Below are 20,043 nucleotides of genomic sequence, written 5' to 3'. Positions count from 1 at the left end.
TCAGACTCTGCGGACGCGCACGGTACTTGAAAAGTATGAGGATCAAATATGGGAGCGAGCAAGCCCGCTCCCACATTCAGACTGCATGTCAGGCGACTTCACCCACCGCCCGATACGCCTCATCAATCGCCGCATGGGCATACGCACTCCATGCCGCATCCGAGTTGGCGATGGCCACATGCCCCACGGGCTTGCGCGCCAGGTTCATCCACGCTGTGTTCTCCTCGGCATCATCAAACAGACTGTTGGAGAAGCTCGCATAACCATGTGACCAGCGGTTGACAGTGATCGCCAGGATATCGCGCTCATGGTCGAAACCACCCGGGCCGAGCATGCGTTGCAACTGGTCACGCAACTGCGCTTCCAACTGCTCGAACGTCTGCCCGTACAACTTGCCCCGCCCGGCGCGGGCCTGGTCGCGGGCGTTCATGCCGCTGTTGGGGCTGGTAGGCACGTAGACCATGTGCAAGCCAATCGGCTGCGTCGGGTCACGCGGGTGGTCGTAGCCGCCCATGCTCACCGGGTAGTCCAGTTTGATCCGGCTGTAAGGCTGGGTCGCCGCGTAAATCTCATGCACGCCCAGTTTCTGGAACGACTGCCAATTGCGGATCACCACCTTGGTGTACACCAGCGGGTATTTCACGTTCTGGCTCAGGGCATGCGCTTGGGGCGCCGGTAAGTCCTTGAGCAGGTACGGAATCATCATGTTGTAGCAGGCCAGGATGCAGCGTTTGCCGCGCACCTGTGCGAGTTGTCCGCCACGGCTGTAGCCGACATGCACGCTATCACCGACGTTGCGCACGCTGACCGCCGTGCTGTTCAGGCGCAAGCGCACGGCGGCCTTGGGCTGGTCGAGCTTGGCGTAGTCAAACGCGGCCAACACGATATCGTCCATGGTGTGCCCCGGCGCCACGCCTGGGATCAGACTGCGCACCAGCAACCGCGCCACCGACGCATTGCCATCCGGGAAATGATAGATATAGGGCTCTTCCATTTCTGCAGCGGCTTCTTCGCTGATCGGCGCCAGGTTCATCCCGGCAAAGCCGGGGAAACCCACACTGTAGGCATCGGACGAGGCCACCGCATCAATGCTCAGGGCCATGAAGTCATTGGTCCGGCTCTGGAAGTACTTCACCGCGCCTTCTGACAGGCCGACGTTCTTCAGCAGGAAATCGCGGTAGCTGGTCGCCGCCAGATAAGTGGCCTTTTCTTCGGCGGTCTTGCCCGGCAGGTAGTCCTTGGGCGTCGTGTGCAGCTCAATCAGGGCCTGGCGGTCTGCCGGTGGCAACGGGAAGTCATTGATGAAATCGCTGATGGCACGCGCATTCAGTCGGTCTGGCGCGATGTCGTCGGCCACCATCGGGGTGGGATCGCCGGTCACCAGTTTGTCTTCGCCGAAGTTTTCCTTGTCGAAAAACACCCCGCGCGACAGCCCAAGGCCTGGGTAGAACTGGCGGTCGAAGGCGGTTTCGAAGCGCTTGATGTTCACCCCGAGTTTCTTCAGCAGCCCGTTCACCTCCTTGCTGTACAGGTGGTTGGGCGACTGGAACGCCTCGCTGCCACCGTAGCCGGTGATCATGCGGCCACCGGCCTGGAATTCATTGCGCTTGGCATGGCCGCCGAAGTCGTCGTGGTTTTCCAGGATCAGGATCTTCGCCTTGGGGTGCTTCTCACGGTAGAACCACGCCGCCGACAGCCCACTCAAGCCGCCACCCACTACTATCAGGTCATAGTGCTCGGTGATCGGCAGTTTGTCGGTGTCGAACACCTTCTTTTCCCAGCCCATCTGGTGCGCCACTTCGAACGAGCCAACGTGGCTGCCGCGCAGGCCGGTGAGGGCGGGTGGGTAGTAGCGACCATCGGGAGCGGCTTGAAGCAGTTGCAGCGGGGTCATGCCAGCGGCAATGGTGACAGCGACGCCGTTGAGGAAGTCGCGGCGGGTGATATCCATGGGGAGAACCTACGAAGTATTTATTGTTATGAGGCCCCGTGGGCGCCGGGCTGACTGTGGGAGCGAGCGTGCTCCCACACAAGACCGTTCCCACAGGGGTAAAGCGTCAGTGCTTGAACATCACATGGCGAACGGTGGTGTAGTCCTCCAAGCCGTACATGGACATGTCTTTGCCATAACCCGACAGTTTCTGACCGCCATGAGGCATTTCGCTGACGAGCATGAAGTGGGTGTTCACCCAGGTGCAGCCGTATTGCAGGCGTGCGGCCAAGCGATGGGCGCGTCCTACGTCGGCAGTCCACACCGATGACGCCAGGCCGTAGTCCGAATCATTGGCCCAGCCCAGCACCTGTGCTTCATCGGAGAACTTGGTCACCGACACCACCGGGCCGAAAACCTCACGGCGCACGATCTCGTCGTCCTGCTGTGCGTCAGCCAGCACGGTCGGCTCGAAGAAGAAGCCATTGCCTTCCACCGCCTTGCCACCGGTGACCAGGCGAATATGCGGCTGCGCCACGGCACGCTCGACAAACCCGGCCACGCGGTCGCGGTGTTGCGCGGTGATCAGTGGGCCCAGCTCGGTGGATGGGTCATCCTGCAAACCGTATTTGATGCTGGCGACTGCCGCGCCGAGCTTCTCGACAAACGCATCGTAGATGTCCGCTTGCGCATAAATCCGGCACGCCGCGGTGCAATCCTGGCCGGCGTTGTAGAAACCGAAGGTGCGAATACCTTCCACCGCTGCATCGATATCGGCGTCATTGAAAATGATCACCGGCGCTTTGCCGCCCAGCTCCATGTGCAGGCGCTTCACGCTGTCGGCGGTGCTGGAGATGATGTTCGCGCCGGTGGCGATAGAGCCGGTCAACGACACCATGCGCACTTTCGGGTGGCTCACCAGCGGGCTGCCCACCGTCGGACCACGACCGAATACCAGGTTGAGCACACCGGCAGGAAAAATGTCCGCAGCCAGTTCGACCAGGCGCAGGGCAGTCAGCGGGGTTTGTTCCGACGGCTTGAGCACCACGGTATTACCAGCGGCGAGGGCCGGGGCGATTTTCCAGGCGACCATCATCAGTGGGTAGTTCCACGGCGCGATGGAGGCGATCACGCCCACCGGGTCGCGGCGGATCATCGACGTATGGCCGGGCAGATACTCACCGCCGGCCGAACCGCTCATGCAACGGCTGGCGCCGGCAAAGAAGCGGAACACGTCGGCAATCGCCGGGATCTCATCGTTCAGCGCGGCGCTGTAAGGCTTGCCACAGTTGTCCGATTCCAGCTTGGCCAGCTCTTCGCCGTGGGCTTCGATCACGTCCGCCAGTTTCAGCAGCAGCAGCGACCGATCCTTGGGCGCGGTTTGCGACCAGCCCTCGAAAGCCGCATCGGCGGCGCGCACGGCGGCGTCGACCTGGGCTTCGCTGGCTTCCTTGATTTCCACCAGTACGCGGCCCAAAGCCGGGTTGAACACCGCCTGTGCCGGGCCTTCGCCTTCGACCAAGTGGCCGTTGATCAAGAGTTTGGTTTGCATGGTTCAGCTCTCCTCTGAGCGACAGTTCTTCTTCTGTAGAAACCGCGTCAACGGTGGTAGCGGGCTTGCCTGCGACAGCGGTGGTTCAGCCGATACTGTTATCGCAGGCAAGCTCGCTCCCACATTGACCGTGTTTCAACAGTGGCAATGTGTTGTCAGTTATTTACCGCCACTCCCCGCCACGCTTTCACCACCGCGGGTCAGGTAATAGGCACCGAGAATCGGGAACATCGTCACCAGCATCACCAGCATCGCCACCACGTTGGTCACCGGCACATCCCGTGGGCGACTCAGTTGATTGAGCAGCCACAGCGGCAAGGTGCGCTCGTGGCCGGCGGTGAAGGTGGTGACGATGATTTCGTCAAACGACAGCGCAAAGGCGAGCATGCCGCCGGCGAGCAGCGCCGAGCCCAGGTTGGGCATGATGATGTAGCGGAAGGTCTGCCAGCCGTCGGCGCCCAGGTCCATCGAGGCTTCGATCAAGCTGTGGGACGTCCGCCGCAACCGCGCGATGACGTTGTTGTAGACGATCACCACGCAGAACGTCGCGTGGCCGACGATGATGGTGAACATCCCCGGCTCGATGCCCAGTGTCTTGAAAGTCGCCAGCAGCGCGATACCGGTGATGATCCCCGGCAGCGCAATCGGCAGGATCAGCATCAACGACACGCCCTGCTTGCCGAAGAACTCGCGGCGATACAGGGCGGCCGAGGCCAGGGTGCCGAGCACCATCGCAATCAGCGTGGCAATGGCGGCGATCTGCAACGACAGCTTGATCGCTTCCAGTACATCCGGCCGGGCGAATGCCACGCTGAACCACTTCAGGGTGAAGCCCTGGGGCGGAAAGCTGAACGCGGCTTCTTCGGTGTTGAAGGCGTAGAGGAAGATGATCAGGATCGGGAAGTGCAGGAACACCAACCCGCCCCAGGCTGCGATCTTCAGACTCATGCTTGATTTTTCAGAGTGCATCGAAGGCCCCCAGGCGTTTGACGATGGACAGGTAGACCGCGATCAGCACGATCGGCACCAGGGTGAACGCCGCCGCCATGGGCATGTTGCCGATGGCGCCTTGCTGCGCGTACACCATGCCGCCAACGAAGTAGCCGGGCGGGCCCACCAGTTGCGGCACGATGAAGTCGCCCAGGGTCAGCGAGAACGTGAAGATCGAACCGGCGGCAATCCCCGGCACCGACAGCGGCAAAATCACCTGCATGAAGGTCTGGCGCGGCTTGGCTCCCAGGTCGGCCGAGGCCTGCAGCAGCGATGGCGGCAAGCGTTCCAGCGACGCCTGGATCGGCAGGATCATGAACGGCAGCCAGATATAGACGAACACCATGAAGCGCCCCAGGTGCGAGGTGCTCAAGGTGCTGCCGCCCACGCCGGGAATGCCCAGCACGAACTGCAGCAGTGGCTCCAGCCCCAGGTGCTGCACGAACCACTGCGCCACGCCGCCCTTGGCCAGCAGCAAGGTCCAGGCATAGGCCTTGACGATGTAGCTGGCCCACATCGGCATCATTACCGCGATATAGAAGAACGCCTTGGTCTTGCCCGTGGTGTAGCGCGCCATGTAGTAGGCGATGGGGAAGGCGACGATGGCACTGGCGATCGACACCACAATCGCCATGCTCAGGGTGCGCACGATGATGTCGAAGTTCGACGGCTGGAACAGCGCGGCGAAGTTGGCCAGGGTCAGGTCCGGCGTGACCGCCATGGTGAAGTCGTCAAACGTATAGAAACCTTGCCACAGCAGGGTCAGTAGCGAGCCGAGGTAGATCGCGCCGAACCAGATCAGCGGCGGCACCAGCAACATCGCCAGGTAGAGGTTGGGCTTGCGATAAAGCAGGTTGGAAAACCTGCGCATCGGCGGTTGGGAAAGGGCCAGGCTCATGTCACACCTCGCCTGCGATGTCGGTCAGTGGCGTCATGGCTTCCCGCGCCCAGCGGGCGGTGATGGACTGGCCGACCTGGTGGCCGCTGCTGGTATCCAGCCACTGGTTGTTGGCCTGGCTGATATTCAGTGCCTGGCCATTTTCCAGTTTCAGTTCATAGCGGGTGGCGCTGCCCTGATATTGGATGTCGTGGAGCAAGCCGCTGATTTCCACTTCGCCGGCGCCCAGCGGGCCGTCGGCAAACCGTACATGTTCCGGGCGGATCGAGAAGGGCTGCGCGCTGCCGCTGAGGCGCTGCGCCAGCTCGCCACGAATGACGTTGGAGGTGCCGACGAACTCGGCGACGAACGCGGTGGCCGGTTTCATGTAGAGATTGCGCGGGGTGTCGACCTGCTCGATGCGGCCCTTGTTGAACACCGCCACACGGTCGGACATCGACAGCGCTTCGGTCTGGTCGTGGGTCACGAAGATAAAGGTGATGCCCAGTTGGCGCTGCAGCTTCTTGAGCTCGCTCTGCATCTGCTCGCGCAACTTGAGGTCGAGGGCGCCCAGTGGTTCGTCCAGCAGCAAAACGCGCGGGCGATTGACCAGGGCGCGGGCCAGGGCCACCCGTTGGCGTTGGCCGCCGGAGAGCTGTACGGGCTTGCGGTCGCCGTAGCCACCGAGGGCGACCATGCCCAGGGCTTCTTCGGCACGGTTCAGCCGTTCGGTCTTGCCCACGCCCTTGACCTTGAGGCCGTAGGCGACGTTGTCACGCACATTCATGTGGGGGAACAGCGCGTAATCCTGGAACACGGTGTTCACATCGCGCTGATAGGGCGGCAAGCCCGCGGCTTCCTCGCCATGGATCCGGATCGAGCCTGCGCTCGGCTGCTCGAACCCGGCGATCAGGCGCAGGCAGGTGGTCTTGCCCGAGCCGGAAGGGCCGAGCATGGAAAAGAACTCGCCGTCCTGGATATCGATGGAAACCCGGTCAACGGCTTTCACTTCGCCGAACTGACGGGAAACGTGGGTGAATTGGACTGCAAGCGTCATGGTGCGGTGCTCCGAAAAGGCGCGGGTCGTCGCAGCGGCCCGGCCTGGACTTCTGAAAAAACGAGATAACGGTGTGCGCGGTCAAAATGTGGGCGCTTTTCGGTTGGGCGCTAGGCTTGCCCGCGATGCAGGCACCTTGGTGTAGCAGCTACACCAAGGTGATGCCTTCTCAGGCAAGCCAGCTCACTCCTGAACCCTGCCCACAGTGGACCTCTGCAGCCTGGGAGGCCTCAGCGGCCGCCCATGATCGCGATGTAATCCTGGGTCCAGCGGCTGTAGGGCACGAACTTGCCGCCTTCAGCCTGCGGGGTTTTCCAGAAGGCGATCTTTTCGAACTGGTCGAAGCCGTTGGTCTTGCAACCCTCGGCGCCGAGCAGTTCGCTTTCCTTACAGGCCGCAGGCACTGCCGGCAGCGAACCGAACCAGGCGGCGACATCGCCCTGGACCTTGGGTTGCAGCGACCAGTCCATCCACTTGTAGGCGCAGTTCGGGTGCTTGGCCTCGGTGTGCAACATGGTGGTGTCGGCCCAGCCGGTGGCGCCTTCCTTCGGAATCGTCGAAGCAATCGGCTGCTTCTCGTTCTGCAGGCCGTTGACCTGGTACGGCCAGGCGCTGGAGGCCACCACGCCTTCATTTTTGAAGTCACTCATTTGCACAGTGGTGTCGTGCCAGTAGCGGTGGATCAGCGGTTGTTGCGCGCGCAGCAACTCGAGCACGGCCTTGTATTGGGTTTCGGTCAGTTCGTACGGGCTTTGAATACCCAGTTCCGGCTTGGTCGCCTTGAGGTACAGCGCCGCGTCGGCGATGTAGATAGGGCCGTCATACGCCTGCACGCGGCCTTTGTTCGGCTTGCCATCCGGCAGGTTTTGCGCGTTGAACAGCACGTCCCAGCTGGTGGGCGCGGTCTTGAACACGTTGGTGTTGTACATCAGCACGTTCGGGCCCCACTGGTATGGGGTGCCGTAGGTTTGCTGGCCGACCACGTACCACGGCGCGTCTTTCAGGCGTGGGTCGATGTTTTTCCAATTGGGGATGAGTGCGGTATTGATCGGCTGCACCCGCTTGCCGACGATCAGGCGCAGCGATGCATCGCCCGACGCAGTCACCAGGTCATACCCGCCCTTGGCCATCAGGCTGACCATCTCGTCAGAGGTGGCGGCGGTTTTCACATTGACCTTGCAGCCGGTTTCCTTCTCGAAACCGCTGACCCAGTCGTAGGCCTTGTCGCTTTCACCACGTTCGATATAGCCGGGCCAGGCGACGATATCCAGCTGGCCTTCGCCGGCACCCACCGCCTTGAGCGGTTCGGCGGCCTGGAGGCTGGCGCTCGCCAGCAGCGCGGTGGTCAGGGCACTGAGCAGTGCGGTCTTGTGCGCAGACATGGGGGTTCCCTCTTCTTTAATTATGGTCGGGGCAGTAAAAGCAGTGGTACGTGTCGTTTTTTGTTTTAGCGTAGCGCTTGCGCCAAGCTGCAAGCCGCAAGAAAACGCGGTTCCGCGTTTACTGGCAGCCGGTCGCTTGCTGCCTACAGCTGATTTCCGTGTCTAGCCATGATGTGGCGCACCACGCTGTAGTCCTGCAGCGAATCGCTGGACAGATCCTTCCCATAGCCTGAGCGCTTCAAGCCGCCGTGGGGCATTTCGCTGACCAGCATGAAATGGCTGTTGATCCAGGTGCAGCCGTATTGCAGGCGCGCCGCCACTTGCATGGCCTTGTCCAGGTTCTGGGTCCACACCGACGAGGCCAGGCCGTATTCGGAGTCGTTGGCCCAGTCCACCGCCTGTTCCAGTTCGTCGAAGCGCGTCACGGTGACCACCGGGCCGAACACTTCGCGCTGCACGATCTCATCGTTCTGTTTGCAGCCGGCGAGCAGCGTAGGCTGGTAGTAGAAGCCCGCACCCGAGTGCACGGCGGCCCCGGTAACCCGCTCGATATGTGGTTGGCCGAGGGCGCGTTCGACAAAACTGGCGACGCGGTCGCGCTGGCGCGTGCTGATCAGCGGGCCCAGTTCATTATCGGCATCGCGTTTGCCGGCAAAGCGCAGGCTGCTCACGGCCGCGCCAAGTTCGGCAACCAGCTTGTCGTGAATACCGGCCTGGGCGTAGATGCGACATGCCGCGGTGCAGTCCTGGCCGGCGTTGTAGTAACCGTAGGCGCGCACGCCCTCGACCACGGCTTGCAGGTCGGCATCGTTGCACACGATCACCGGCGCCTTGCCGCCCAGTTCCAGGTGCGTGCGTTTAAGGGTTTTGGAGGCTGCTTGCAGAATCTTCTGCCCGGTGACGATATCGCCGGTCAGCGAGACCATGCGCACCTTGGGGTGGCTGACCAGATGGCTGCCGACGCCTTCGCCGCCGCCACACAGAATGTTGATCACCCCACGCGGCAGCAGTTCTTTAAGGACAGGGGCGAGGGCGAGGATCGACAGTGGCGTGTGTTCCGACGGCTTGAACACCAAGGTATTACCGGCGGCCAGGGCCGGTGCGATTTTCCACGCCGCCATCATCAGTGGGTAGTTCCATGGCGCAATCGAGGCCACCACGCCGATGGGATCGCGGCGCACCATGCTGGTGTAGCCCGGCAGGTATTCGCCGCTCAGTTGCCCGGTCTGGCAACGCACAGCCCCGGCGAAGAAGCGGAACACGTCGACGGTGGCACTCAAGTCATCCTGGCGCGCCAGGTGCAACGGCTTGCCGCAGTTCAGGGATTCCAGGCGGGCGAGGTAGTCGGCTTGTTTTTCGATCGCGTCGGCAATGCCGAGCAGAATGTTCGAGCGTTGCTGCGGCGTGGTGCGCGACCAGCCGGCAAAGGCGCGGTGGGCGGCAAGGATCGCGGTTTCCACCTGCTCGGTGCTGGCTTCGGCGATCTGGGTGAGGACTTCACCCGTGGCCGGGTTGAGGATCGGCTCGGCAACACCCTGGCCTTGGACCAGTTCGCCGTCGATCAGCAACGCAGTGAGCAGCGGGGTGGGCGCGCCGGACATTTTTCGCGATCTCTTTTCTTGTGTGGCCATTGGCGTTCTCTTACAAGGCGCCCGACCTTTCTCTTATGGATGAAGCGAGAGTAGAGGTCAGGCGCGAGGTCAACAAATGCTAAATACTGAATGCAGCATTCGATTAAATAGATGGCTTGCGTGGGTGCGGCTGTTCCCGTGCGACGGTCAGGAACGGATCCACCAGCGCCGGGCGGGCGGTGCCACGGCGCCAGGCCAGGCCCACGTCGAGGGTCTGGCTGAGGTCGGCAATCGGCCGTGCTTCAATAATGTCGCCCTCAAGCGACCAGGGGCGGTATGTCATGTCAGGCTGGATCGACACGCCCAGGCCTGCGGCCACCAGGCTTCGGACTGCTTCGGTGGACGCCGTGCGCAATGTCACCCGTGGTTGCAGCCCGGCACCGGCCCACAGGCGCTGGGCGTTGTGGCCCATTTCGTCCACATTCAGTTGGATCAGCGGTTCACGCGCCACATCGGCCAGGTTGATGCTGTCGTGCTCCAGCAGCGGGTGTTGCGCCGGCAGCCACAGGCGGTGTGGCGAGTGGGTGAGTACTTCGGTCTGCAGGGCGTGGCGGTCTTCGAGGTTGGAGAGGATCAGTACGCCCACGTCGATTTCGCCGCTGACGAGCAAATGCTCGATATACGGGCGCTCATCCTCCATCACGCGGATTTCCACGTTGGGGTAGGCGCGCTGGAAGCGTGTCAGCAGGTCGGCCAGGTAATAGCCGGCCACCAGGCTGGTCACGCCGATGATCAACTGCCCGGCGACCTGGTCGGTACTCTGTTGCAAGCTGCGTTTGGCGTTGTCGACGGTGGCGAGAATAAGGTGTGCCTGACGCAGGAATTGATGGCCCTGGTGGGTCAGGGTCATGCCCTTGGCGTGGCGGTTGAACAGGTTGACGCCGATTTCCTGCTCCAGCTGCTGGATCGCCAGGGTCAGGGTCGACTGGGAGATAAACGCCGTTTGCGCGGCGGCGGAGATCGAACCGGTCTCGGCCACGGCAATAAAGTGCCGGATTTGACGCAAGGTCATCATGCTGGAATTACCAGTGGGGTGTTTTTATAGATTTGCTCGAGTGTATATCGATTTTAGAGAAGGTCGACCGCGTTACATCTGGAAGCACTCTAGATCGCGGCTTTTTGGCACTTAGTTTTACGCTGGAGGCCTATTGGTCCTATGAACCCTAGTATCTGGAGACTGCGAATGAATACCCGTGGATTGCTCGATCAGTTGCTCAAGTCTGGCCAGGACATGCTGCAGAACAAGGCTGGCGGCCAGCGTAAACCTGACGACAAAGGCGCCTTGGGCGGCTTGCTCGGCGGTGGCGGTCTGGGCGGCCTGCTCGGTGGCGCGGGCGGCGGGGCCCTGGCGGCCGGCGCCATGGGCTTGCTGATGGGCAACAAGAAGGCTCGCAAGTTCGGTGGCAAGGCGCTGACCTACGGAGGCCTCGCGGCACTGGGGGTGATTGCCTACAAAGCCTACGGCAACTGGCAGGCGCAGCAGGCCAGCACGCCCCAGGGTGAGCCGCAAACCATCGACCGCCTGCCACCCGCGCAGGTCGAGCAACACAGCCAGGGCATTCTCAAGGCGCTGGTCGCCGCCGCCAAGGCCGACGGCCATGTGGATGAGCGCGAGCGAGCATTGATCGAAGGCGAGTTCATCAAGCTGGATAACGACCGCGAGCTGCAAAGCTGGCTGCACGCCGAACTGAACAAACCGCTGGACCCGGCCGATGTGGCGCGCGCTGCGGGCACGCCGGAAATGGCGGCCGAGATGTACATCGCCAGCGTGATGCTGGTGGACGAGGAAAACTTCATGGAGAAGGCCTACCTCGACGAGTTGGCGCGCCAACTGAAACTGGAGCCTGGCTTGAAGCTGGAACTGGAAAAGCAGGTGCGCCAAGCCACCCTTTGAACCTGTCCGAGAAATGAAAGCACCCCGGCTGCCGCACTGGCCCGGGGTGTTTTTGCATTCTGTGAGCGCTCCATCAAAACCCGTTGATAAATGAGGGCTTGTGCTCAGCTATACTCCCCCCCATTTGAATGGCCCTTCGAGGAAATACTGTGAAGAACTGGACCTTGCGCCAACGGATTTTGGCGAGCTTTGCGGTCATTATCGCGATCATGCTGCTGATGGTCGTGGTGTCCTACTCACGGTTGCTGAAGATCGAAGCCAGCCAGGAAGCCGTCCGGGACGATGCGGTGCCGGGGGTCTACCTCAGCTCGATGATCCGCAGCGCCTGGGTCGACAGCTACTTGCATACCATCGACATCGTCGGCCTACGCGACGACAAAACCTTGAACAATACGGATAAGACGGACTACAAGGCGTTCGAAGCGCGTATTGAACAGCAGATGGCCAACTACGAAAAAACCATACATGGCCAGGCCGATCGCATGGAGTTCGATAACTTCAAGGCCGCCCACCTCACCTACAACAAGGTCCTGAGCCAGGTGCTGGAGCGCGTCGAGGCCGATGACCTGCCGGGTGCGCGCACATTGTTGGAAGAGCAATTGACGCCGATCTGGACTGAAGGGCGCATGAAGCTCAACGACATCATTACTGAGAACAAGAGCGTGTCTGACCGGGCCACGGCGGCGATCGACGAGTCGGTGCTGTCGGCCAAGGTCAGCATGGCCGTGTCGCTGATCATCGCCATCCTCGCTGCCGGCCTGTGTGGCCTGCTGCTGATGCGCGCAATCATGGCGCCGATGCAACGCATCGTCGATATCCTCGGCACCATGCGTGACGGCGACCTGAGCAAACGCCTGAACCTGGAGCGCAAGGACGAGTTCGGCGCCGTCGAAACCGGCTTCAACGACATGATGACCGAGCTGACGGCGCTGGTGTCCCAGGCTCAGCGTTCGTCGGTGCAGGTGACCACCTCGGTGACCGAGATTGCCGCCACTTCCAAGCAGCAGCAGGCCACCGCCACTGAGACCGCCGCCACCACTACCGAGATCGGCGCCACGTCCCGTGAGATCGCCGCCACGTCCAAGGACCTGGTGCGCACGATGACCGAGGTGTCCACCGCCGCCGACCAGGCATCGGTCGCCGCCGGTTCCGGCCAGCAAGGCCTGGCGCGCATGGAGGAAACCATGCATTCGGTGATGGGCGCCGCCGACCTGGTCAACGCCAAGCTGGCGATCCTCAATGAGAAGGCCGGTAACATCAACCAAGTGGTGGTGACTATCGTCAAGGTCGCCGACCAGACCAACCTGCTGTCGCTGAATGCCGCCATCGAAGCCGAAAAGGCCGGTGAGTACGGTCGCGGTTTTGCCGTGGTTGCTACCGAAGTGCGCCGCCTCGCCGACCAGACCGCGGTGGCCACCTACGACATCGAACAGATGGTGCGCGAGATCCAGTCGGCGGTGTCGGCAGGCGTGATGGGCATGGACAAGTTCTCCGAAGAAGTGCGCCGCGGCATGTTCGAAGTGCAGCAAGTGGGCGAGCAGTTGTCGCAGATCATCCACCAGGTTCAGGCCTTGGCGCCGCGGGTGTTGATGGTCAATGAAGGCATGCAGGCCCAGGCCACAGGCGCCGAGCAGATCAATCACGCCCTGGTGCAACTGGGCGATGCCAGCAGCCAGACGGTGGAGTCCCTGCGCCAGGCCAGCTTTGCCATTGATGAGCTGAGCCAGGTCGCGGTCGGCCTGCGCAGTGGCGTGTCGCGTTTCAAAGTCTGATGAGCGACCTCGCGGCGAGACGCGGTGCCGTTCCGGCAGCGAAAAAGGCGTTGTTCCTGGTGTTCCACATCGGTGATGAGCGCTTTGCCCTCAGGGCCACGGAAATCGCCGAGGTCCTGCCACGCTTGCCGCTCAAACCCATTGCCCATGCGCCGGCGTGGGTGGCGGGTATCTTTGCCCACCGTGGTGCGCTGGTGCCGGTCATCGACCTCAGCGCCCTGACCTTCGGCAAGCCGGCCAAGGCCCGTACCAGTACGCGCCTGGTGCTGGTCAATTACCAACCACAGCCTTGGGTTGAAGCCCGCTGGCTGGGACTGATCCTGGAGCAAGCCACCGACACCCTGCGTTGCGAGCTTGGGGAGTTCAAGCCCTATGGCCTGGACAACCGCGAGGCGCGTTACCTGGGGTTGGTGCGTGAAGATGCCGTGGGCCTGATGCAGTGGATAGGTGTCAACGAATTGCTCACCGATGACGTACGTGCCTTGCTGTTTTCGACCGAGCAGCGCATATGAGCCACGACCCGCGTTTCTTTGCGTTCCTGAAAGCGCGCATCGGCCTGGATGTCGCGTCGGTCGGCGAAGCTATCATCGAGCGCGCGGTGCGCCAACGCAGCCAGGCCGTCAATGCACAGACGCCCGGCGACTACTGGCAGCACCTGCAAAGCTCCGAGGATGAACAGCAGGCGCTGATCGAAGCGGTCATCGTCCCGGAAACCTGGTTTTTCCGTTACCCCGAGTCCTTTGCGACCCTGGCCCGCCTGGCGAAGGCGCGCCTGGCCGATATCAAGCAGATGCGTGCCCTGCGTATCCTCAGCCTGCCGTGTTCCACCGGCGAAGAACCCTACTCGATTGCCATGGCGCTGCTGGATGCTGGCCTCGCGCCACACCAGTTCAAAGTGCAGGGCATGGACGTCAGCCCGCTGTCGGTGGAGCGCGCGCGACGTGGGGTATATGGCAGGAACTCGTTTCGGGGGGGCGATCTCGGTTTTCGCGACCGCCACTTCACCGAGTATGGTGACGGCTACCACATCGCCGACCGCGTGCGTGAACAGGTGCGCCTGCAGGTCGGTAACTTGCTCGATCCCGCGCTGCTGGCCAATGAGGCGAGCTACGACTTTGTGTTCTGCCGCAACCTGCTGATCTACTTCGACCAGCCGACCCAGAAGCAAGTGTTCGACGTGCTCAAGGGCCTGACCCACGTGGACGGCGTGCTGTTTATCGGTCCCGCCGAGGGCAGCTTGCTCGGGCGCCATGGCATGCGTTCGATTGGTGTGCCGCAGTCCTTTGCGTTCAGCCGGCATGCCGAGCCGGTCCAGCCTGAGCCCGTGTTCAAGCCGATGCCCGCGCCATTGCCTCAACGCAGCGCCGCGCCGATTCCGACCAGGCCGCGACCGTTCAGCTCGCCCAGCGCCCAGGTGGTGCCGATCAAGGCACCGCTGTCCGACGCAGGCGAGCTGCTTAGCCAGATCGCCACGTTGGCCAACGAAGGCAAAAGTGCCGAGGCCCGTGCAGCTTGCGAGCGTTATCTGAGCAGTCACCCGCCGGCCGCCCAGGTGTTCTACTGGTTGGGGCTGCTCAGCGACGTGGCCGGCAGTGCCCTGGAAGCCCAGGGGTATTATCGAAAAGCCTTGTACCTGGAACCCCAGCACCCGCAAGCCTTGATGCACCTGGCCGCGCTGCTCGAGTCCCAGGGCGACAGTGCGGGGGCACGCCGCTTGCAAGCGCGGGCCGCCCGTAGCGAGCGAGCTGACAGTGAGTCCAAACGATGAGTAGCCCCGATGCGCTCGACACCGCAGGCCTGGACCTGACCCTGGCCGACACCCAGGCCATCGACGACTGCTGGAACCGCATCGGTATCCACGGTGACAAGTCCTGCCCGCTGCTGGCGGAGCATATCCATTGCCGTAACTGTTCGGTGTACTCGGCGGCGGCCACGCGCTTGCTGGACCGGTACGCCCTGCAGCAGGACGCGCATCGTCCGCACGCCGCGGTCGAGCTGGGTGAGGATGTGGTCACCCGTTCCCTGCTGATGTTCCGCCTGGGCGAAGAGTGGCTGGGCATTGCCACCCGCTGCCTGGTGGAGGTCGCGCCGCTGCAACCGATTCATTCCCTGCCACACCAGCGTTCCCGCGCCCTGCTCGGCGTGGCCAACGTGCGCGGCGCGCTGGTGGCGTGCCTGTCGCTGGTGGAGCTGCTCGGCCTGGACGCCACCGGGCCCGGCGCCAGCGGCGGGCGCATCATGCCGCGCATGTTGATCATCGCTGCCCAGGATGGCCCGGTGGTGGTGCCGGTGGATGAAGTCGACGGCATCCATGCCATCGATGAGCGTACCTTGAAGGCGGCATCGGCCTCGGGCACCCAGGCCAGCGCGCGCTACACCCAAGGTGTACTGCAGTGGAAAGGCCGCAGCCTGCGTTGGCTCGACGAGGCGCAATTGTTGTCCGCCGTGACCCGGAGCCTCACATGACCCCCGACCAGATGCGCGATGCCTCGCTGCTGGAACTCTTCAGCCTGGAAGCCGATGCGCAGACCCAGGTACTGAGCGCGGGCCTGCTGGCCCTGGAGCGCAACCCGACCCAGGCCGACCAGCTCGAAGCCTGCATGCGCGCGGCGCACTCGCTCAAAGGCGCGGCGCGCATCGTTGGGGTGGACGCCGGCGTCAGCGTGTCCCATGTCATGGAGGATTGCCTGGTCAGTGCCCAGGAAAGCCGCTTGTACCTGCAACCCGAACATATTGACGCACTGCTGCAAGGCACCGACCTGCTGATGCGCATCGCCACGCCGGGTAATGACGTAGGGCCGGCAGATATCGAAGCCTATGTCGCCTTGATGGAGCGCCTGCTGGATCCGTCCCAGGCGCCGGTTAAAGCGACGCCGCCGCCGTCAGCGCCAGCGCCAGCGGCCGTCGTAGAAGAACTGCCGCCGGAGCCCGAGCCCGCGCCGCCGGTGACCAGCGAGCTGCCGCGACAAGGCAAGCGCATGACCGAAGGCGGTGAGCGCGTCCTGCGGGTGACCGCCGAACGCTTGAACAGCCTGCTCGACCTGTCGAGCAAGTCCTTGGTGGAAACCCAGCGGCTCAAGCCGTACCTGGTCAGTCTGCAGCGCCTCAAGCGCATTCAAAGCCAGAGCGTACGGGCGCTGGATACGCTGGACGGGCATCTCAAGACCCAGCACCTGAACCTCGAAGCCCAGGAAGCCCTGGCCGATACCCGCCGACTGCTCAGCGAAGCCCAGGCCCTGCTGGCGGAAAAAACCGCCGAGCTGGACGAGTTCGGTTGGCAGGCCGGGCAGCGCGCCCAGGTACTGTATGACACCGCGCTGGCCTGTCGCATGCGCCCGTTTGCCGATGTATTGGCCGGGCAAGTGCGCATGGTGCGTGACCTCGGGCGTAGTCTCGGCAAGCAGGTGCGCCTGGAGATCGAGGGCGAAAAGACCCAGGTCGACCGTGACGTGCTGGAAAAACTCGAAGCCCCGCTCACCCATTTGCTGCGCAATGCTGTCGACCACGGCATCGAAATGCCTGAGCAGCGCCTGCTGGCGGGCAAGCCGGCTGAAGGCTTGATCCGTCTGCGCGCCTCCCATCAGGCCGGTCTGCTGGTGCTGGAACTGAGCGATGACGGCAATGGCGTCGACCTGGAGCGCCTGCGCGGCACCATCGTCGACCGGCATCTGTCGCCGGCGGAAACCGCCCTGCGCCTGAGCGAAGAGGAGTTGCTGACGTTCCTGTTCCTGCCGGGGTTCAGCCTGCGCGACAAGGTCACCGAAGTCTCCGGGCGCGGTGTCGGCCTGGATGCGGTGCAGCACATGGTCCGCCAACTGCGTGGTGCGGTGGTGCTGGAGCAGACGGCGGGGCGCGGCAGTCGTTTCCACTTGGAAGTGCCGTTGACCTTGTCGGTGGTGCGCAGCCTGGTGGTGGAAGTCGGTGAGGAAGCCTATGCGTTCCCGCTGGCTCATATCGAACGCATGTGCGACCTGGTGCCCGATGACATTGTGCAACTGGAAGGTCGCCAGCATTTCTGGCACGAGGGCCGGCATGTCGGCCTGGTCGCCGCCAGCCAGTTGTTGCAGCGCCCAGCGGGTCAGAACCAGTCAGAAACGTTGAAAGTGGTGGTGATCCGCGAGCGCGATGCGGTGTACGGGATTGCCGTGGAGCGCTTTATCGGCGAGCGTACGCTGGTGGTGTTGCCGCTGGATGATCGCCTGGGCAAGGTCCAGGACATTTCCGCCGGCGCCTTGCTGGACGACGGTTCGGTGGTATTGATCGTCGACGTGGAAGACATGCTGCGTTCGGTGGACAAACTGCTCAATACCGGACGACTGGAACGTATCGCCCGACGCAGCCAGCAAACCACTGAGGCGCCGCGTAAACGGGTGCTGGTGGTCGATGACTCGCTGACCGTGCGTGAACTGCAACGCAAATTGTTACTTAATCGTGGTTATGAAGTGGCCGTGGCGGTCGATGGCATGGACGGCTGGAACGCCCTGCGTTCCGAAGACTTTGACCTGTTGATCACTGATATTGATATGCCCCGCATGGACGGTATTGAATTGGTCACACTCTTGCGCCGTGACAGTCGCCTGCAATCGTTGCCGGTGATGGTGGTGTCCTACAAAGATCGTGAAGAGGACCGACGCCGTGGACTGGATGCTGGCGCCGACTATTATCTAGCTAAAGCCAGTTTCCACGATGACGCCCTGCTGGATGCCGTGGTGGAACTGATCGGAGGCGCGCGGGCATGAGGATTGCGATCGTCAATGACATGCCCCTGGCGGTGGAGGCCTTGCGCCGCGCCTTGAGTTTCGAGCCCGCGCACCAGGTGATGTGGGTGGCCACCAATGGCCTGGAGGCGGTGCAGCGCTGTGCCGAGCTGACGCCGGACCTGATCCTGATGGACCTCATCATGCCGGTGATGGACGGCGTGGAAGCGACCCGCCAGATCATGGCCGAGACCCCGTGTGCCATCGTTATCGTCACCGTCGACCGCCAGGCCAATGTGAGCCGGGTGTTCGAAGCCATGGGCCATGGCGCCCTCGACGTGGTGGACACCCCGACCCTGGGCGTGGGCAACCCCAAGGATGCGGCGGCGCCGCTGTTGCGCAAGATCCTCAACATCGGTTGGCTGATCGGCCAGCGCGGCAGCCGAGTACGTGCCGAAGCCGTCGCTCCGCGTATCACCGGCAAACGCCAGAGCCTGGTGGCTATCGGGTCGTCTGCGGGCGGCCCGGCCGCCCTGGAAATCCTGCTCAAGGGCTTGCCCCGTGACTTTCCCGCCGCCATCGTGCTGGTTCAGCATGTCGACCAGGTGTTCGCAGCCGGCATGGCCGAGTGGCTGAGCAGCGCCTCCGGCTTGCCGGTGCGCCTGGCCCGCGAAGGCGAGCCACCGCAAAGCGGCGTGGTGCTGCTGGCCGGCACCAACCACCACATTCGTTTATTGAAGAACGGCACGCTAGCCTATACCGCAGAGCCGGTGAACGAGATTTACCGGCCTTCAATCGACGTGTTTTTCGAAAGCGTGGCCAGCCACTGGAATGGCGATGCCGTCGGCGTACTGTTGACTGGCATGGGGCGCGACGGGGCCCAGGGCCTCAAGCTGCTGCGTGAACAAGGTTATTTGACCATCGCCCAGGATCAGCAAAGCTCGGCGGTGTATGGCATGCCCAAAGCGGCGGCGGCGATTGATGCTGCTGTTGAAATTCGCCCACTGGATAGAATTGCGCCCCGACTGCTGGAGGTATTCGCCAAATGAACACGACCTCTCGCAGCACCGGCTTGCCGGCAGTAATTCAGGTGACTGCACATGAATGATTTACAGATCGACGACATCAAGACCGACGAAAACGCCGCCATGGTGCTGTTGGTCGACGACCAGGCCATGATCGGCGAAGCCGTGCGGCGTGGCCTGGCGCATGAAGAAAACATCGACTTTCACTTCTGCGCCGACCCGCACCAGGCCATCGCCCAGGCTATCCGCATCAAGCCCACCGTTATCTTGCAGGATCTGGTGATGCCCGGCCTCGACGGCCTGACCCTGGTGCGCGAATACCGCAACCACCCGGCCACGCAGAACATCCCGATCATCGTCCTTTCCACCAAGGAAGACCCGCTGATCAAGAGTGCGGCGTTTTCGGCTGGGGCCAACGATTACTTGGTCAAGCTGCCGGACAATATCGAACTGGTGGCGCGTATCCGCTATCACTCGCGCTCCTACATGACCCTGTTGCAACGGGATGCAGCCTATCGCGCGCTGCGGGTCAGCCAGCAGCAACTGCTGGACACCAACCTGGTACTGCAACGGCTGATGAACTCCGACGGCCTCACCGGGCTGTCCAACCGTCGTCATTTCGACGAATACCTGGAGCTGGAGTGGCGCCGTGCCATGCGTGACCAGACTCAACTGTCGCTGCTGATGATCGACGTGGATTTCTTCAAGACCTACAACGACAGCTTTGGGCATGTCGAAGGTGACGAGGCCTTGCGCAAGGTGGCCGCCGCCATCCGCGACGCCAGCAGCCGCCCCTCGGACCTGCCGGCGCGCTACGGCGGTGAAGAGTTTGCCTTGGTGCTGCCGAATACCTCGCCGGGTGGTGCGCGGTTGGTCGCTGAAAAGCTGCGCATGGCGGTTGCCGCGCTGAAGATCCCACATAACGCGCCGACCGAGGGATCGAGCCTGACCATCAGTATCGGGCTGTCGACCATGACGCCGGTGCAGGGGACGGATTGTCGGCAGCTGATTATGGCGGCGGATAAGGGGTTGTATACGGCTAAGCATAATGGGCGGAATCAGGTGGGGATCGAGTAGGGCAGGGCGCCGTTTTGTTGGGGGGGCGGGGTGCATATCCGTCGCTGCGGTAATGGTTGCTTGGGGTTCCGCGCTTACAGCGGGGCACCCCGGATCAAAAGCACAAGCGCGGCGGCCTTAGGGTCGACCGGTTCTTTGTGCCGATCTCGGTTTAAATGT

At 62.7% G+C, this 20,043-nt stretch carries 16 protein-coding genes; 8 read left to right on the top strand and 8 right to left on the bottom strand.

Going from position 1 to position 20,043, the window contains the following annotated elements:
- Positions 1–88: 88 nt before the first annotated feature.
- From CQ002_RS04295 to CQ002_RS04260, 8 genes are all read right to left on the bottom strand, one after another.
- Positions 89–1,951, bottom strand: a complete 1,863-nt coding sequence (locus tag CQ002_RS04295) for an FAD/NAD(P)-binding protein (RefSeq protein ID WP_105161733.1) — start codon at positions 1,949–1,951, stop codon at positions 89–91.
- Between the two features lie 106 nt (positions 1,952–2,057).
- Positions 2,058–3,482 (bottom strand): gamma-aminobutyraldehyde dehydrogenase, encoded by a 1,425-nt coding sequence (locus tag CQ002_RS04290; RefSeq protein WP_034102452.1) that lies wholly within the window; start codon positions 3,480–3,482, stop codon positions 2,058–2,060.
- 159 nt (positions 3,483–3,641) lie between these two features.
- Positions 3,642–4,451, bottom strand: coding sequence for an ABC transporter permease (locus CQ002_RS04285; RefSeq protein ID WP_021492451.1), 810 nt, complete (start codon positions 4,449–4,451; stop codon positions 3,642–3,644).
- Complete coding sequence (locus CQ002_RS04280) at positions 4,441–5,370, bottom strand: ABC transporter permease (RefSeq protein WP_034102453.1); 930 nt, start codon at positions 5,368–5,370, stop codon at positions 4,441–4,443. Before CQ002_RS04280 ends, CQ002_RS04285 begins: the two co-directional genes overlap by 11 nt.
- Position 5,371: 1 nt before the next feature.
- The gene (locus CQ002_RS04275; protein WP_034102454.1) at positions 5,372–6,406 is read right to left on the bottom strand and encodes an ABC transporter ATP-binding protein; all 1,035 of its coding nucleotides are present in this window, start codon (positions 6,404–6,406) and stop codon (positions 5,372–5,374) included.
- Positions 6,407–6,636: 230 nt separating this feature from the next.
- Positions 6,637–7,788 (bottom strand): putative ABC transporter substrate-binding protein YdcS, encoded by a 1,152-nt coding sequence (gene ydcS, locus CQ002_RS04270; protein ID WP_034102455.1) that lies wholly within the window; start codon positions 7,786–7,788, stop codon positions 6,637–6,639.
- Positions 7,789–7,931: 143 nt separating this feature from the next.
- Complete coding sequence (locus CQ002_RS04265; RefSeq protein WP_034102456.1) at positions 7,932–9,389, bottom strand: gamma-aminobutyraldehyde dehydrogenase; 1,458 nt, start codon at positions 9,387–9,389, stop codon at positions 7,932–7,934.
- Between the two features lie 133 nt (positions 9,390–9,522).
- Complete coding sequence (locus CQ002_RS04260; protein WP_012722545.1) at positions 9,523–10,434, bottom strand: LysR family transcriptional regulator; 912 nt, start codon at positions 10,432–10,434, stop codon at positions 9,523–9,525.
- 168 nt (positions 10,435–10,602) lie between these two features.
- Between CQ002_RS04260 and CQ002_RS04255 the strand changes: the two genes are divergently transcribed.
- The 8 genes from CQ002_RS04255 to CQ002_RS04220 all read left to right on the top strand — a co-directional run bounded on the left by CQ002_RS04255 (position 10,603) and on the right by CQ002_RS04220 (position 19,884).
- Positions 10,603–11,313 (top strand): tellurite resistance TerB family protein, encoded by a 711-nt coding sequence (locus CQ002_RS04255; protein ID WP_105161734.1) that lies wholly within the window; start codon positions 10,603–10,605, stop codon positions 11,311–11,313.
- 149 nt (positions 11,314–11,462) lie between these two features.
- Positions 11,463–13,085 (top strand): methyl-accepting chemotaxis protein, encoded by a 1,623-nt coding sequence (locus CQ002_RS04250; protein WP_034102459.1) that lies wholly within the window; start codon positions 11,463–11,465, stop codon positions 13,083–13,085.
- Positions 13,085–13,597 (top strand): chemotaxis protein CheW, encoded by a 513-nt coding sequence (locus CQ002_RS04245; RefSeq protein ID WP_034102460.1) that lies wholly within the window; start codon positions 13,085–13,087, stop codon positions 13,595–13,597. The genes CQ002_RS04250 and CQ002_RS04245 overlap by 1 nt, the downstream gene beginning before the upstream one ends.
- A complete protein-coding gene (locus CQ002_RS04240; RefSeq protein WP_105161735.1) occupies positions 13,594–14,853 on the top strand; it encodes a protein-glutamate O-methyltransferase CheR in 1,260 nt (419 codons plus the stop codon). The genes CQ002_RS04245 and CQ002_RS04240 overlap by 4 nt, the downstream gene beginning before the upstream one ends.
- Entirely contained in the window at positions 14,850–15,551 is a 702-nt protein-coding gene (locus tag CQ002_RS04235; protein WP_105161736.1) for a chemotaxis protein CheW, read from the top strand. The genes CQ002_RS04240 and CQ002_RS04235 overlap by 4 nt, the downstream gene beginning before the upstream one ends.
- Positions 15,548–17,824, top strand: a complete 2,277-nt coding sequence (locus CQ002_RS04230) for a hybrid sensor histidine kinase/response regulator (RefSeq protein ID WP_105161737.1) — start codon at positions 15,548–15,550, stop codon at positions 17,822–17,824. The genes CQ002_RS04235 and CQ002_RS04230 overlap by 4 nt, the downstream gene beginning before the upstream one ends.
- Complete coding sequence (locus CQ002_RS04225; RefSeq protein WP_034102464.1) at positions 17,821–18,831, top strand: chemotaxis response regulator protein-glutamate methylesterase; 1,011 nt, start codon at positions 17,821–17,823, stop codon at positions 18,829–18,831. Before CQ002_RS04230 ends, CQ002_RS04225 begins: the two co-directional genes overlap by 4 nt.
- A gap of 51 nt (positions 18,832–18,882) precedes the next feature.
- Positions 18,883–19,884, top strand: coding sequence for a PleD family two-component system response regulator (locus CQ002_RS04220; RefSeq protein WP_034102465.1), 1,002 nt, complete (start codon positions 18,883–18,885; stop codon positions 19,882–19,884).
- Positions 19,885–20,043 lie beyond the last annotated feature (159 nt).

It is taken from the genome of Pseudomonas sp. MYb13, assembly GCF_002980075.1.
GTDB classification, from domain to species: domain Bacteria; phylum Pseudomonadota; class Gammaproteobacteria; order Pseudomonadales; family Pseudomonadaceae; genus Aquipseudomonas; species Aquipseudomonas lurida.
Note: the sequence above shows the minus strand (reverse complement) of the source record. Positions and strands in the feature narration are given on the sequence as shown.

Coding starts and splice junctions, on each gene's coding strand:
- CQ002_RS04225 (WP_034102464.1), top strand. CDS start 17,821: ATGAGGATTGCGATCGTCAATGACATGCCCCTGGCGGTGGAGGCCTTG.
- CQ002_RS04260 (WP_012722545.1), bottom strand. CDS start 10,434: ATGATGACCTTGCGTCAAATCCGGCACTTTATTGCCGTGGCCGAGACC.
- CQ002_RS04235 (WP_105161736.1), top strand. CDS start 14,850: ATGAGTAGCCCCGATGCGCTCGACACCGCAGGCCTGGACCTGACCCTG.
- CQ002_RS04265 (WP_034102456.1), bottom strand. CDS start 9,389: ATGTCCGGCGCGCCCACCCCGCTGCTCACTGCGTTGCTGATCGACGGC.
- CQ002_RS04290 (WP_034102452.1), bottom strand. CDS start 3,482: ATGCAAACCAAACTCTTGATCAACGGCCACTTGGTCGAAGGCGAAGGC.
- CQ002_RS04275 (WP_034102454.1), bottom strand. CDS start 6,406: ATGACGCTTGCAGTCCAATTCACCCACGTTTCCCGTCAGTTCGGCGAA.
- ydcS (WP_034102455.1), bottom strand. CDS start 7,788: ATGTCTGCGCACAAGACCGCACTGCTCAGTGCCCTGACCACCGCGCTG.
- CQ002_RS04245 (WP_034102460.1), top strand. CDS start 13,085: ATGAGCGACCTCGCGGCGAGACGCGGTGCCGTTCCGGCAGCGAAAAAG.
- CQ002_RS04220 (WP_034102465.1), top strand. CDS start 18,883: ATGAATGATTTACAGATCGACGACATCAAGACCGACGAAAACGCCGCC.
- CQ002_RS04280 (WP_034102453.1), bottom strand. CDS start 5,370: ATGAGCCTGGCCCTTTCCCAACCGCCGATGCGCAGGTTTTCCAACCTG.
- CQ002_RS04230 (WP_105161737.1), top strand. CDS start 15,548: ATGACCCCCGACCAGATGCGCGATGCCTCGCTGCTGGAACTCTTCAGC.
- CQ002_RS04255 (WP_105161734.1), top strand. CDS start 10,603: ATGAATACCCGTGGATTGCTCGATCAGTTGCTCAAGTCTGGCCAGGAC.
- CQ002_RS04285 (WP_021492451.1), bottom strand. CDS start 4,451: ATGCACTCTGAAAAATCAAGCATGAGTCTGAAGATCGCAGCCTGGGGC.
- CQ002_RS04295 (WP_105161733.1), bottom strand. CDS start 1,951: ATGGATATCACCCGCCGCGACTTCCTCAACGGCGTCGCTGTCACCATT.
- CQ002_RS04240 (WP_105161735.1), top strand. CDS start 13,594: ATGAGCCACGACCCGCGTTTCTTTGCGTTCCTGAAAGCGCGCATCGGC.